Origin of the sequence: Larkinella insperata, assembly GCF_026248825.1 — a bacterium.
GTDB classification, from domain to species: domain Bacteria; phylum Bacteroidota; class Bacteroidia; order Cytophagales; family Spirosomataceae; genus Larkinella; species Larkinella insperata.
In genome coordinates this window covers 936,359-952,020 of record NZ_CP110973.1, presented here as the reverse complement: position 1 = coordinate 952,020, position 15,662 = coordinate 936,359, and the positions used below count along the sequence as shown (strand labels likewise).

Genomic DNA, 15,662 nt, shown 5'->3' with positions numbered 1-15,662 from the left:
GCGGTTCAATAAATTGTTCATCGACAGAGACGGTTATTGCCCAAAACTAGAACGACGTTTTAAAGCAGGCAAGCTTCTAAGGGCTTTCTAACGCATATCTAAGCACTTTCTAATGGACGCCAAACATCACCTTTCCATTTAAATCTTTTTCTAACCTATCGGGATAAAAGTGCAGGTGCGAGTATTACTAGCTTAGGCCGTTCGGGGGATATTTAACTCTGATAAACTACGATAGAAGTATCGCCTATTGTTGTCCTGGCGCATCCAATCAGACGAATAAGCTTGAAGTGAGGGGGGCAGATTTACTTTATCAAACCGTATTACTAATGATAAAGTATCATGAAGCAAAAAGAGTTAATCGGTTGATTTTGAGGCTTTACGCTCGAAAACTGATTAACCCTAATTCGAAAAATGAGCCTCCTACGGGACTCGAACTGGTAGTGATAAGTGTTTGATTACTAAAAGAATGATTTTTATGAAAATAATAGGGGACGGAATAGGGGACGAATTAGGAAGTAAAGGAGAAGACGGCTCGCAAACAGTCTCTTGATTTTAAATATAGTTGCAAAAAAATAAATCTAAAAAATTTGAGCCATAGACATTATGATGCTAACCTGCTGACTTCAATTCAATAAGACTTTTTTGGTACCTTGTATTCTACTATTATTAGACCAACATATCTCGGAATCAGGGGATATATCATAATTTTGTACTTATTATCAATAACACATTTTTGATGGATAATAATTAGTTAGGCAGTCTCAAGCCCTACTCTCTTTTATACAAACGCCTTATAATCATTAAATTAAGGGCCTTTATGCTTTCGTCTAATCGCGAAAGTCTTCTGTCGGTTCGCAAAGCGACTTTAAAGTTTTATTTTGAAGTTATTAATATGGTTTGTCTATCCACTTACCTTCATAAGTCACTTCCAACACTAACAATCAAATGCAGTCCGAGAAATTCAAACAAGTAACTGATAAGTTGCCTCTTGCCTCGCCAGACTTAACACAGGAGCTTTTACGAACTCTGCGTGACGCGGCTCCACAAATCTTCAGTGAGAACAAGGTTGATTTTAACAAGCTTCGTACCGCTTTAGGCGATGTTGTTGATGAGTCGGCTGAACGCTATGGTTTAACTTGGGCAGGCAAACGTGAAGCATTCCGTAATGTGCAATCACCAAGTGTCGGAACCCTTCGGCCTCAGTTTGAAGCAAGCCAGAACTGGGACACGACTGATAATCTGATTCTGGAGGGCGATAACTTGGAAATCCTTAAACTTTTACAGAAGTCTTATTATGGAAAGGTAAAGCTCATTTATATAGATCCACCGTATAATACTGGTAATGAGTTTATATATCCCGATAACTTTCGAGAGGGGCTGGATGATTATTTGCGCTACTCCAAACAGCAGACCGAAACGGGTACTGCAGTTTCAACAAATCGAGAAACTAACGGACGTTATCATTCTGCTTGGCTTTCAATGATGTATCCACGTTTATTTTTAGCCCGAAATCTACTTCGACAAGATGGAATGATTTTCGTCTCCATTGATGATCATGAGATACATAATCTACGTTTACTAATGGATGAAATATTTGGAGAAGAAAATTTCTTAGGATGCTTCATTTGGCATAGACGGCAAAATGCAGATAATCGCAATCAAGATAGAGTTTCAACTGATCATGAATATGTTCTGCTTTACAAACGCTTCCAAGCAAGCCTACGTGGAAAAGAAATTGATGTAACGAAGTATACAAATCCAGATAATGACCCAAGGGGAGCATGGTTTAGTGCAGACTTGACAGGGTTAGCGAATAAAGAGCAAAGACCTAATCTTCACTATGACGTAGTTAACCCTAAAACAGGAATTATTTATAAACCTTCTCCCACCCGTGGCTGGTCATGCTCTTCAAGCACCTTCCAAGATCTTATTAACAAGGATCAAATACTTTGGCCAAAAAGTCCAGATGGGCGTCCAAGACTTAAAAAATTTTTAAAGGAAGTCGAAAATTTTCAAACAGGTTTTTCTACTCTTCTTAAAGTCGGGTTTACCACAGAAGGCACAAAGCTTTTACAAGATCTTTTTGAAGAAAAAGTTTTTCCGTTTCCTAAGCCTGTAAGTTTAATAAAAACAATAATTCAACAGGCAACTGAGAGTAACGATATTATTCTGGATTTTTTCGCTGGTTCTGGTACTACTGCACAGGCAGTGATTGAGGCCAACCAAGAAGATAATAACTCTAGGAGATTCATTTTAATTCAACTGCCAGAATCGACTGGGTACAAAAAATATCCTACGATTGCTCATTTAACTCGCGAGCGAGTTAAAAGGGTTATAAGAAGAGTATTAAAGGCTAACGAAAGTCAGCTAAATTTTTCGCCAGAGCGTATTGAACGTTTAGGGTTCCGCGCTTTAAAATTAGATTCTAGTAATTTCAAAATTTGGAAACCAGATAATGTTAATCTTACACTTTCTCAACAACTGGCAATATTTGCAAATAACATAGAAATAGGACGCACTGACGAAGATTTACTGTATGAAATCATTTTAAAAAGTGGATTGCCATTAGAAACCAAAGTCCACTCTATAATGGTTTCAAACAATATTGCTTACTCGGTTCAAGACGGAAGTGTAATTATTTGTTTGGGACCACGCCTTTCAATCGAAATCTTCCGAGAGATTTTCAGCACGACAACATCAATAGAGCGTTCAACTCCTAAAGTAATTATCTGCCTCGACAACGCCTTTCACGGTGATGATTCACTTAAAACAAACTCCATTTTAGAAGCACAATCTCATGGTATTACACTTAAAACAGTATGAGTAGTGGTACAACCCAACCAACTAGCTACACCAATATTGGTTACCCAACAACGACTGGTTAGTATGCAAATAATTCGGCTAAAGAATTTGGTCGAACTACAAATATCATTTGACGAAGATAAGCCCCTAACAGCTATAATGGGGCCAAATGGCTTTGGGAAATCGACCATACTTCATCTGTTAGCTGCTAGCTTCCGCCCTACAAACGTTCGTACAGGAAATACACAGACAATACAAGGTGAGGAGTGGCACTATGTAAATTTCTTTCCCAGCACTCCCGATGGTACTTGGAGCAGTTCCCAGGTTTCAATCACTCATACTTACCGAACAGGTGCAACGGTAAATCGCGAGGATTTAGCTATTAGTAAGAGTATAAGGTATTGGCTGCCAAAAATCAAAAGTAAACCCCAGAGAGAAACATATTATATTGGAGTGAAGGAATGTGTTCCAGAAATAGAGCGAGAACGCGTAATAAAAAATATTAAATACAAAACAAAAGATCAAGCAGATAGCCAATCAGAAAAAATTCGAAAAAAGGTAGGTGAAATCTTAAATAGAGAATATAGCAAATCATATATAAATCGGTTGAGTAAAAAACGCTCACTCTTAGGTGTAAAACATGGTACGATAAATTATTCTGCTCTGTCAATGGGTGCTGGTGAACAGCGCTTATTCAAACTGCTTGAAGTCCTTGAAAAAGCAGGCAAGTATTCATTAATATTAATTGATGAACTTGACCTTCTTCTGCATACTGATGCGCTACACAGATTATTAAAAGTTTTAAAAGAGTATGCCTCATCGAAAAGTTTACAAGTAATATTTACCACTCACCGCGAAAGCGTAGCAGATGTAAATTTCGGTGATTATATAGCGGTGCGACATCTGTACCATAGCCTAGTACCCCCTTATAAAACTTTGTGTTTCAACGATACGAAACCGGAAGCATTAGCACGATTGAGAGGTGTTCTTGAGAAAGAGTTAGAAATATTTTGTGAAGATGAGATGGCGAAAGCGGTAATTGAGAAGTTAGCATTTCAAATTAATGTTAGCCGCTTTTTATCCGTATCTTCTTATGGACCAGCTATTAATAGCTTCACTTTTGCATCAGCATTTGTGTTGAAACAGGAAAATGACGGCAAGTCTCTCAATAAAACCTTATTTGTATTAGATGGGGATGAATATGCAACTCTAGAAGAACAAAAACTGCAAATCCAAAGGGTATTAACAGGTAATGAAGGTGGTCCCGGCGGTCTAGGTGATAAGAGAAGGGAGAAAGCGCTAACTCTCCTCTGTTCATTTAATTCACCAGGTTGTAAGTGTCCAGAAGAAACTCTCTATGATATGGTTCGGAGTGTGAATTGGGGCATAAGTATTGAAATCGATCAAGTTTTGACAGCCGCTGCTAATGCTCAGGGTGAAGTTCAACCTAAAAAGAAAGTGGAAAAAATCTTGGACTACATTGGTGGAGAACGTTCAAGAGCACTCGGACACTTTATTGATGCAGCTGCTCTATCAGAAAATTGGTCAGCTTATATCGAACCAATAAAAGTATGGCTTGAAGATAAAAAGCCTCGCATTTTAGAACAATATTAATGCCATGAAAATCAAATTTGACAGTAGGCAGCCTTATCAACGCGAAGCTTTAAACTCAGTTATTAATCTGTTCGAGGGGCAACGGTTAAAGGCAGGAACCTTTGAACTTACTCTTTCTGCTTCCAATGAATTAGTTTCTGAACTGGGTTTAGGTAATCAATTGACAATCGATAATGACACGATTTTAACCAACTTACGTACCGTACAGCAGGCGAACAGTTTGCCGAAAAGTGAGGTACTAAATGGATTAAATTTTTCGGTGGAGATGGAAACCGGTACCGGTAAGACATATGTGTATCTGCGAACGATATTTGCTCTCAATGAGCGCTATGGATTCGCAAAATTTATCGTTGTCGTACCTAGTGTGGCCATTCGTGAAGGAGTCATGACTAGCCAACGATTAATGGGCGATCATTTCCGGGAGTTGTATGATAATGTAGCGTTTGATACTTGGATCTATGATTCACGTCAAGTCACCAAATTACGACAGTTTGCGCAAAGTAATACGCTTCAAATTCTAATTATGAATATTGATTCGTTTAATAAACAGGCAAATAACGTTATTCACCAAGAGCGTGATCAACTATCAGGTCGGCGGCCCATTGAATTTATACAAGCAGCCTGCCCTATAGTGATTTTAGATGAACCACAAAATATGGAAAGCGAACAGGCAAAGAATGCGATTGCTAGTTTAAATCCTCTTTGTACGTTACGTTATTCAGCTACGCATCGCAATCTATATAATCAGGTATACAAATTGGACCCTGTGCGCGCTTATGATCTGAAACTCGTTAAACGGATAGATGTAAATTCGGTGCTGGATGATCCTGATTTTAACCAGCCATTTATTCAAATTCAAGGTATTAGTGCAACAAAGACACAAGTATCTGCAAAGATGATACTTGATTATAACTCCAAAGTTGGTCCGCAACGAAAAACCGTTTCAATTAAAGGCAGTGGCGCTGATTTATTTGACCTTTCCGGCGGACGTGCTAACTATAAAAATTTTATTGTGGATGAAATTAATGCAGCTGATGGTTATATAAGCTTCACAAATGGTTTGTTGCTCTATGTTGGTCAATCGTATGGTGGGCGTACCGACGAGGTATTACGGGTACAGATAAAAGAGACAATTCGCGAACATTTTGACCGAGAGCTAAAAGTTAAAAAATTGCTTCCGAGCATAGCCGGACCTGATGTAAAACTCAAAATACTCTCCCTTTTTTTTATTGATCGTGTAATAAACTATGCTGCTGAAGATGGTAAAATTCGGTACTGGTTCGAGCAAGCATATAAAGAGTTGTCAATCCTGCCAAAATACCTTGAATTAGAGCCTTTACCTGTTGAGAAAGTCCATAGTGGCTATTTCGCGACCTATAAAGGTATTCCAAAAGATACACGAGGAGATACGGCCGCCGATGATGAGGCTTATGAATTGATCATGCGCGATAAAGAGAGACTCTTGTCAGTAGAAGAACCTCTACGCTTTATTTTTAGTCATTCTGCACTTCGTGAAGGATGGGATAATCCTAATGTATTCCAAATTTGCACATTGAATGAAACAAAATCTGAATTAAAAAAACGTCAAGAGATTGGTCGTGGTCTTCGGCTTCCTGTAATGTCGAACGGTGAACGCTGCTTTGATGAAGCTATAAACCGTCTAACGGTCGTTGCTAATGAGCATTACGATGAGTTCGCACGTCAACTTCAAACTGAAATCGAGGAAGAATGTGGTGTAAGTTTTATAGGGCGATTAACAAATAAAAAAGAAACACGCTTGGCGAACCTTAAACCTGGCTGGCGTCTGAATGCTGATTTTCATGCTTTGTGGGATCGAATAAAACGCCATACTCGATATTCAGTAAGGTACGATACTCATACACTTATAGAACGTGCCGCTCATAAACTTGCTACTAGCAATAAACTTAAACCTGCGCGTATCAGCGTTCAAAAGAGTCAAATGACTATGACTGATGTAGGCTTGGAAACTCAATTAGTAAGTGTTCGTGAAGCTGAAATCTATCCTGAAGCTGCATTTGAGATTCCTGATATATTGGGATACCTACAAGCTAAAACAGAATTGACACGTCAGACGTTGGCAGAAATTCTAATAAAATCAGGACGACTTGATGAAGTGAAGCAAAATCCTCAGCAATTTTTAGATCAGGCACTGAGCGCGATTACTACTGAATTGCGCACCTTGATGGTGGACGGCATCAAATATGAATGTGTTGATGGCAAAGTGTATGAAATGCTTTTATTTGAGAATCGAGAAGTCAATGGTGCATTAACCAATATGATAGATGTCGAAAATAGTATTTTCGACAGCATTGAAGTCGACTCGAATACTGAACGCCAGTTTGTTGAAAGCATGCGCGGGCGTCAGGATATCAAACTTTTTATCAAGCTTCCTGGCTGGTTCATGATAGATACTCCGTTAGGCAAGTATAATCCTGATTGGGCTATTGTGAAAGAGCACGATGAAAAAGTTTATTTAGTTCGCGAGACTAAGGGCAGTAAAGAAGAGTTAAAACTCAGGGCATCTGAATGGGCAAAGATTCGATGTGGTAAAGCACATTTTGACGCCTTAGGCGTAGATTATGATGTGGTCACTTCTGCTAGTGAAATTTAAAAACACTTTAGTCATTGTATTTATTGTCACTTTTTATAATTAAATACAAGGTGTTAATACGTGACAATTTCCAAGCTTGATTGTAGTAATTCCACTTTAAACTGAGAATTCAGAAATCTCTAAAATCTCAATATTTCTCAATGTTTTCCATGAAATTTTCCGTTCGTTGATACAGTTCAGCAGTTCTTCATTTATGGTTGTCAATTGCTTCCATTTTTGGTCAATGAGTTCAGATACTAAAGTTTGTAAGTTCCTGCCTTGACTGTGTCGTTCGAGCAAATCTCTAAATTCCTTTTTAGCGCGGTGTAATCTTTGACGATGGGCACCTGCTTGAGTTGCAGTTAGATCATCGGGCATTATCCAAAATTTAGGATTTCGCCCGTTCTGGTAGATATTTCGTTCTTTCACAGTCAAATCTGCGGCATTGATCGTTGAGTCGTCAAATAGTATCTTATCGAATGTGTCAACGAGTAATGCGCCTAGTAGTCTAAAGTTATTAACAGTTAACAGATCTGCTAATGTAACGAGTTGGATACCACGCCCTTTCAAATATGACATTTTCAACACTTTAATTTCAACCCGTAATATGCTGGCATCTGATCCGTATTGGTGACCTTTATCATATAACTTTATTATATAGCATTGCATCTGACATTGATAATATAATGTCCTACTACGAGTATCGCGGGTGAATGGTAAGTTCTTATAAGTCACTAAGCTTTTTAGAATTTTGTTAACTGGAAAAGGCAATAAGACGTTTACCCCAAATTCTAAATTGTTGAGTTTCGAGCTAAACGGGTTAATCTTATAGTCTTTAACAAGCAGTTCAAGTGCTGTTAGAAGGTTGTAGACAGTAAAATCATTTGAGTTACCTAATGGAGCTCGGTTTTGACTTTCGCTATAAAACTTGTGCAAACTTCCTTTTATTTCAACTCGATACCCACCCATTTTTCTGGGTATGAGTGCGAACAATATGCCCAGATCTTTATCACGGCGTGGAAGATTGAGAATTTCTCCAGTTTTTTCATTAATGGGTAGTGCAAACGTTAGCCGTTCATGTGCCATTAGAGTTTCGGCACTTACCGATGCGTCCTGTATTTTTATTCCGTCGAACATTAGATATCAAACCGCCCCCGTATAGGGTGGGGGCGGTTATTAAATTAGTGTAAAATTGCTGGGGTCTTCCTAATTAAGTAATAACTACTTGGAAATGGCAGGTATATGTTGGGAGGAACTAAATATACGATACGTTCCTAAACTTCGTTTACTTTCTCTTTTTGAATCGACGCGACTGTTTTAGCGCAGCTAACACGTCAATTTTACGGTAGCGGACGCGCCCATTGATTTTGTGGGGAGTAAGAATAGCAGCTCGTTCAGTAGTATCCGTTGCCCACTCATGCAAAGTAGTTAAGGAAACTTGTAACATTTCTGACGTTTGCCTACGTGTTAAGAGGTCAGGAAGGTCAAAACCTTCAGGAGTTGGAGGTATGTAATTTGCTAACTCCGAGCGAACAGCAACCCGGATCAATTCGGTTAACTGTTCTGGAGTAATTTGAATTTGTGTGATTGTGCCGTACATCATTATAAATATTCTTGATTTGCGCTCAAAGATTGATGTACAACTGGAGTTACTTATTACGGGTGTAACGTTTACCGTAACAAGTAAAGTTAAGTTCTATCTATTGTAATATTTAAGTCGATTCGGCCCCTTTTAGCCTTTTCTATACCCTGTGGTTCTCTCATTTTTTCCAATTCCCGTTCAATTGTACTCGCCTTTGGACACCCTTCTACATTGTCGGCAAGGAAACGAGCTAATTCCTTAATAGTATTACCCACAAGGTGTTTGCCCGGCTCAACATCCATCAAAGTCAGTTGTGCAAAAAGGTCATAAAGTGCACGTTTATTAGCATTCCATTGGAGTTTGACGCCCGATACTGACAGCTGATTATGCTTATCCAAATTTGTTGAATAATTATATGCTCTAACATAACGAGAATATATATTCTGTACATCTTGGATTATCGACAAAGTAATATCAAGATTACTTTCAAAATCGTATATTCTTAGATTATAAGAATCATCATCAATCAGTTCATTTCTATTTGTTTCCTTTTTTTTTATTCTGTCTTTCAATTTAGAGAGTTTCAATTCTACCCTTTTAGCATTTTCAAAAAGCGGGAGAAGCGTTAAATCCAAAAATCGAATGTAGTTTGATCTTGTTACCTCGTCTAAGCGTAAAAAGTTATCCCTTACTTCACCCTCTAAAAGAACAGTATCTAGTACATTTTTACAATGTACGTTATCTTCCAAAGGCAAAATGCCTTGTCGATAATTCATATAAGTTTTTATGAATGTGGCATCTATTTGCCTTCCACCAAAGTACCTATCCATACTATTTTCAGCATCAAATAAAAGATTGCTTAGTGCATTTGAAATACAAACCACTCTGATAGTGTAAATTTCCATGATAGGTTTAGTGTTGCTATTTGGTCTACCAAAACTTATAGTATTTCGGTTTTAATAGATTAATTCTTTTTTGAATTTATTATTAGATCACCAGTAGGAACGCTGTAAAGAGAAATCGGTTAGACTGTTTGCAACGTAGAATTTTTATTTATTTCTACACCGCCAAAGTGAGGATGTTCCAGCATTAATAATGCATTCTGCTCCGAAGAAATTTTTATATAGCGTAAAAATACGGCCTCTGAACGGTGGCCGGTAATCTTCATTATAGCAACGGTAGGAACCTTTGCTAAATATGCATTGGTTGCAAAAGAACGGCGAGCAGTGTGAGTAGTTACCATTTCACATTTTTGGATGTAACGGGTCTCTTTCTTACCTCCTTTTGTTCGACTCACTTCTACGGATTGAGTCAGTCCAGCTCGATGGCACAACTCCTTCAGGTAATCGTTCATTTTCTGATTTGTGATCGTGCGCGGAGGAATACCTTCATATTTATTAATAATAGAAAGGACTTTGGAATTGAGGGGAATAGAGACACGCTCTGATGTTTTGAGCGTCTTACGAGTCAAAATACGCCCATTATGGGTAATGTTTTCTGGCCGTAACTCTGAGTAATCGGAAAACCGTAAACCCGTGTAACAGCCAATCAGAAACAAGTCACGAACTCGGTCCAATCGAGCGTTAGTGGTTAGGTCAAGATTATAGAGCACCGTTAATTCATCATCAGTTAGGTAAACGTTATCTACATCCTCCACCAACTTTTTAAAATCCCGATGTTGATAAACGTTATTACTGTGCATTCCGTCAGAGTGGGCCTGTTTTAACATAACTTTAAGGTCTTTTAGCAAAGTACCTACGTAATTGAGCGTCAGGCCCCGGCCGGTCAACCAGAGTTTGAAGGCATGGTAATAATCGAGTGAGAAGTCTTTGTAATCAATACCCTTACCTGTTTCGGCTTGGTATCGCTCCAAAACTCGTTTCAACTTCATATATCCTGCCAACGTATAGCGAGCGTACCGTATGCTCTTAGAGTTCAGCCGTTTTCCTACCTCAGCCTCCTTAACAAATCGCTCTATATAATCCGCAAACGATTCTGTTTTCGCCTCAACTACTCTGACTTTTTTAACCCGCCCTAATTCCGTGTCTAAGTGCTGTTTGATCGTTTCATTATTGAAAGGTATTTGGGCGAGTTGTAATGCGTTCAATACCTTTCTAGTAGCCGACCGCCACCGGTCGAGATGAGCGTTAATGGTTTCAAAAGGTTCACGGGAAGCCCGGCTCTTTTGATTATTATACGCACGTTGGTTTACCGTATCCCATTGGTAAGGCTCAATAGTGAGGCCAGTTGAGGCCTTAAAACGGGCGTTTTCGTACCGGAATACAAGGTTAATAAGAGTAGGTCGGTCCGCGCGGGCGTCCTTCAGCAAGAACTTAATGTCCTTATCGGATATGGTTTTCACAGTAATAACTTGTTTTAGTCATTACCAATTTAATAATTAATGTAATGTGGGGGACGGATCAGGGGACAGATTTACTTTACGGAAGTGTATATATTTCTATAAAGTGCAATAAAGAAATAAGGGCTAATCAGTTGATTTTGAGGTTTTACGCTCGAAAACTGATTAACCCTTGTTCAAAAAATGAGCCTCCTACGGGATTCGAACCTGCGACCTACGCATTACGAATGCGTCGCTCTACCAGCTGAGCTAAGGAGGCAAAATGGGTAATTGCCATTTTTGTGGGTGCAAATATAACGGGTTATTCACAAATCATGCAAGCAAACGCGGTAAAATTGCGTAAATTTGCCGTATGATTTCGATTACAAACCTGTCTTATTATCTCGGAAGCCGGGCGCTCTACGAAAATGCGTCGATGCACATCAAACCCGGTCAGAAAATTGGTCTCATTGGCCTCAACGGAACCGGCAAATCAACCTTGCTGCGGTTGATCATCGGGGAATACCAGTCCGATGGCGGAATTATCTCCAAAGCGGGCGACGTGACCATCGGCTTTTTGAACCAGGATTTGCTTTCCTACCAAACAGATGACTCGATTCTGTCGGTAGCCATGCAGGCTTTCGAGCGGGAAAACCAGCTGCAGAAGCAGATCGATGCGCTGCTGCACGAAATGGAGGTTAACTACCGTGATGTGCTGGTCGACAAGCTGGCGCGGGCGCAGGATGAATTTGCGGCTCTGGACGGCTATACGATCCAGTCGAAAGCCGAAGAAATTCTGGAAGGGTTGGGCTTTACGACGGAAGACCTGCACAAACCGCTCCGGCAGTTTTCCGGGGGCTGGCGGATGCGCGTCATGCTGGCGAAATTACTGCTGCAAAAGCCGTCGCTGCTGATGCTTGACGAACCGACCAACCACTTGGACTTACCGTCGATTCAGTGGGTTGAAAAATATATTCAGAATTATGAAGGAGCCGTGATTGTGGTTTCCCACGACCGCGAGTTTCTCGACAATGTGGTGGATACCATCGTAGAAGTTTCGGGCGCGAAACTGCATTATTACGGCGGCAATTACTCCTACTACGTTGAAGAAAAAGCCCTGCGCAACGAAATTCAACAGGGGGCTTACGAAAACCAGCAGGCCAAAATCCGGCAGACCGAACGGTTTATCGAACGGTTTAAGGCCAAAGCGACCAAGGCAAAGCAAGCGCAGAGCCGGGTGAAGATGCTGGAAAAAATGGAGCTGGTGGATGCGGTAATCGACGAAAACGCCCGCGTTAATTTCCGGTTTAACTTCTCGACGCAACCCGGCCGGCATATTCTGCACCTCGACGATGTAAGCAAATCGTACGACGATAAAAAAATCCTGACCCACAGCACCGCCCGGCTGGAACGCGGTGATCACGTGGCGCTGATTGGGGCCAACGGGAAAGGGAAATCAACCCTGCTGCGCATCATTGCCGGAACCGAACCGACGACCAAAGGTGAACGGCGGCTTGGCCACAACGTCTCGTTCAGCTTCTACGCCCAGCACCAGCTGGAGTCGCTGAACGTGGAGGACAACATGCTGGAAGAGCTCAAATCGGCCAATCCCACCAAGTCAGAAGCCGAATTACGGACGGTTTTGGGTTGTTTCCTGTTTACGGGCGACGATGTGTTCAAGAAAATCAAAGTGCTGTCCGGAGGTGAAAAATCGCGGGTGGCGCTGGCAAAGGTGCTGCTGTCGCAGGCCAACTTCCTGCTGCTTGATGAGCCGACCAACCACCTGGACATGCAGTCGGTGAACATTCTGATTCAGGCGCTGGAGCAGTACGAAGGTACCTACGTAATTGTATCGCACGACCGGTATTTCGTTTCGCGGATTGCCAACAAGATCTGGTACATCGAAGACGAACAGGTGAAAGAATACCCCGGTACGTACGACGAATACGAGTGGTGGACGGAAGAGCGCAAGTCGAAGGGGGGAGACGGCAAAGCAGCGGGAGTACCGGCGCCCACGGTCGCTAAGGCAACTCCTCCAAGCCCCAAACCCGCTACCAACGACGACGAGCGCAAGGAACTGCAACGGGCCCTGAAAAAAGCGACGCAGCAGGCCGACGACTTTGAGCAGAAAATTGCCAACCTGGAGCAACAGAAAAAGCAACTGGAAGCCGAGCTGGCCACCCCGGCAGTGGTGTCCGATGGTAAGAAACTTAAGGCCAAAACCACCGATTACCAACGACTCAAAACCCAGCTTGATACCATTCAGGAGCAGTGGGAGGGAGCCATGCTGGAAGCCGAAGAACTGGAAAAAAAGCTGGCGTAAGCCAAACCTTCAACTACACCGATCATTGACTCCCCCCCGATTCGGGGCCGTACCTATCACTCAGGACTGGCCGCCGGAAATCGTGGGGGAGGCCGGTGGCAGCACCGGCATCAGTTGCTGAACCGAATTCCGGATGTTGGTACAGATCGTTTCGGCGGGCAAATCGTTGGCATCGGTTCCAAACGGATCTTCAATTTCCTCCGCAATAACTTCCAGACTCGCCAGCACGTAAAAGATAAAGACAACGAACGGAATGACGAGGTAGTGGAGGTTGAAAACGTAGCCCAGCGGTAGTGTAATGCAGTAAATGAAAATGAATTTCTTCAGGAACGAGCTGTACGAGTACGGTATGGGCGTTTTATGAATCCGTTCGCAGGCCCCGCAGATGTCCATGAAACTCAGTAGCTCCGGATTGAGAAAAATCAGGTGTTCCGGCAGCAGCACCCCCCTCCGCTGAAGCTCGTAAACTTTGCGGATAATGGCCGCCGAGATCTGGGCCGGAATGTGATCACTCCGTCTTAGGTCGGTCAGGTGAAACAGGGGTGACTCGATAAACTCCCGTTCAATGAACCCCGCGCGCAGGTGGTTTTTCATCGCGTAGGCAAAGTTGGGGATCATCGTCCGGAAGAAATCCCGCTCTTCCGTTGCGTCCAGCAAAGGGTCCAGTTTCAGGGCCAGGTTCCGGCTGTTATTGACCAGCGCACCCCACTGCCGACGGCCTTCCCACCAGCGATCGTAAGCCGTATTGGTCCGGAAAACCAGCAGCATCGAAATTACAAACCCCAGCAGCGAGTGCATCAGCGAGATTTGCTTCAGATCGGAGTTGTCTTTCAATCCCAACACCTCCAGAATCAGAAACGCCACCAGCAGCGAATACATCGCCATGAGCCCTAGGTAGGGCAATAGTTTGCGAACGGTGTCGGCCCTGGGGAAGTTAATCAGAAACCGCAGCCATTCTTTGGGGTTATACGTGACGAGCGATTCGGAGTTTATATCTTTCTTTCTCAAAACAGTAGTCTGGTTTTGTATAACTCTGAGGTCCAAATTTCGTTCATACTCATGAGATTCTATCCGTATGAAGCCATTCTTTCCTTTTTTTCTATTGCTGAACGTCCTGACGCTGGTGCGGGTTTCCGCCCAGAAACTGCCGACGGAAGATCGTATTTTTGATAATACCATCAAAACCGTACTGCTGTACCCCGTCATTGGCAGCGACCTGACCGACCCGGCGCAAACGCTCAACCCACCCGTTATTGATCAGGCAACCAACACCCAGCTGATGCTGGAATTTGACGACCTGACGGCCGACTACCGGCCGTTTCGGGCAAAGTTTGTGCATTGCAACGCCGACTGGCAGCAGTCTATCCTGAGCGATATTGAGTTTACCTACGAATACAACGATTACCCAATTCAGGATTACCAGATTTCGCAGAACACCAAAATACCGTATTACCACTACCGGTTTCCGGTCCCGAAGATGAAGCTGCCGGGCAATTACGTGCTGGTGGTTTATAACGAGCGCAACCCGCGGCAGGTTTACTTCAGCCGCCGGTTTGTCACCTACGTCAACCGCGTGGGGCTGGCGGCTACGGTGCAGTTTGCCAATGATCCGCAGCAGCGGTTTACTGACCAGCAGATCAATTTTGAGATTAGTTACCGGGGTTATCCGCTTATTTCTCCGCAGGAAGACCTGAAAATCGTTGTCCGGCAGAATTACCGTGACGACCGCGTGATCACGGGCCTGCGCCCCACCAACGTCCGGGCGTTTGACAACATCCTGGAGTACCGGATTTTCGATTTGAAGAACACCTTCCCCGGCGGCAATGAATACCGGTATTTCGACACCCGGACGGTATTGTCGCGCGGAAATTACATCCAGCAGGTCGAACGGCGGGACGACCGTAACACGGCTTTCGTTAACCCCGATGGGATACGCAGTGTAGGGGCCTACGTTCAGACCGACGATTTCAACGGGCAGTACGTGATTGATATTTTGGAAACCCGCATCGGTGCTACCCAGGCCGATTACATCACGACGGTTTTCACGCTGCGCATGGACGAACTGGCCAACGCGGAGGTGTATGTAAACAGCGCCTTCAATTTCTGGCGGCTGGATAATCTCAACCGCATGACGTACATGCCGGACTTGCGGGCCTATCAGGCCGAGATTCCGTTGAAGCAGGGCGTTTACAATTACAACTATTCCGTGAAAGGCATACCACCGCCCGTCACCCGCTCGGGTATGAACCTGACGGGCAACGAGATGCTGATAGAAGGCAATTATTCGGAGACGGAAAACGATTACGAACTCTTTGTGTATCACCGCCCACCGGCTGCGCGGGCCGATCAGTTGGTCGGTTACCGGCGAATCGGTTACAACAAGCGGAAGTGA

9 protein-coding genes and 1 tRNA gene are annotated in these 15,662 nt (G+C 42.8%); 5 read left to right on the top strand and 5 right to left on the bottom strand.

The window, feature by feature from the left end; translation table 11 throughout:
• Positions 1 to 945: 945 nt before the first annotated feature.
• The 3 genes from OQ371_RS03735 (at position 946) to OQ371_RS03725 (ending at position 7,048) form a co-directional block, all read left to right on the top strand.
• Positions 946 to 2,823, top strand: coding sequence for a site-specific DNA-methyltransferase (locus OQ371_RS03735; RefSeq protein ID WP_265992442.1), 1,878 nt, complete (start codon positions 946 to 948; stop codon positions 2,821 to 2,823).
• 63 nt (positions 2,824 to 2,886) lie between these two features.
• Positions 2,887 to 4,416, top strand: a complete 1,530-nt coding sequence (locus tag OQ371_RS03730; protein ID WP_265992441.1) for an AAA family ATPase — start codon at positions 2,887 to 2,889, stop codon at positions 4,414 to 4,416.
• 4 nt (positions 4,417 to 4,420) lie between these two features.
• Entirely contained in the window at positions 4,421 to 7,048 is a 2,628-nt protein-coding gene (locus tag OQ371_RS03725; RefSeq protein ID WP_265992440.1) for a restriction endonuclease, read from the top strand.
• Positions 7,049 to 7,144: 96 nt separating this feature from the next.
• Here the strand turns inward: OQ371_RS03725 and OQ371_RS03720 are convergent, their stop codons facing one another.
• From OQ371_RS03720 to OQ371_RS03700, 4 genes are all read right to left on the bottom strand, one after another.
• Positions 7,145 to 8,113, bottom strand: a complete 969-nt coding sequence (locus OQ371_RS03720; RefSeq protein ID WP_265992439.1) for a hypothetical protein — start codon at positions 8,111 to 8,113, stop codon at positions 7,145 to 7,147.
• Positions 8,114 to 8,716: 603 nt separating this feature from the next.
• Positions 8,717 to 9,514 (bottom strand): hypothetical protein, encoded by a 798-nt coding sequence (locus tag OQ371_RS03710; protein ID WP_265992438.1) that lies wholly within the window; start codon positions 9,512 to 9,514, stop codon positions 8,717 to 8,719.
• Positions 9,515 to 9,633: 119 nt separating this feature from the next.
• Positions 9,634 to 10,971 (bottom strand): site-specific integrase, encoded by a 1,338-nt coding sequence (locus OQ371_RS03705; RefSeq protein ID WP_265992437.1) that lies wholly within the window; start codon positions 10,969 to 10,971, stop codon positions 9,634 to 9,636.
• A 183-nt stretch (positions 10,972 to 11,154) separates the two neighbouring features.
• Positions 11,155 to 11,227, bottom strand: a tRNA-Thr gene (locus OQ371_RS03700).
• A 93-nt stretch (positions 11,228 to 11,320) separates the two neighbouring features.
• Here OQ371_RS03700 and OQ371_RS03695 point away from each other — a divergent pair.
• Complete coding sequence (locus tag OQ371_RS03695) at positions 11,321 to 13,270, top strand: ABC-F family ATP-binding cassette domain-containing protein (protein WP_265992436.1); 1,950 nt, start codon at positions 11,321 to 11,323, stop codon at positions 13,268 to 13,270.
• Between the two features lie 60 nt (positions 13,271 to 13,330).
• On the opposite strand, the gene OQ371_RS03690 is transcribed toward OQ371_RS03695, so the two are convergent.
• Positions 13,331 to 14,278 carry a bestrophin family protein gene (locus OQ371_RS03690; RefSeq protein ID WP_265992435.1) on the bottom strand — a complete coding sequence of 316 codons (948 nt, stop codon included), beginning with the start codon at positions 14,276 to 14,278 and terminating at the stop codon, positions 13,331 to 13,333.
• A 67-nt stretch (positions 14,279 to 14,345) separates the two neighbouring features.
• On the opposite strand from OQ371_RS03690, the gene OQ371_RS03685 reads away from it, so the two are divergent.
• Positions 14,346 to 15,662: a type IX secretion system plug protein gene (locus OQ371_RS03685; protein ID WP_265992434.1), complete on the top strand. Its 1,317-nt coding sequence runs from the start codon at positions 14,346 to 14,348 to the stop codon at positions 15,660 to 15,662.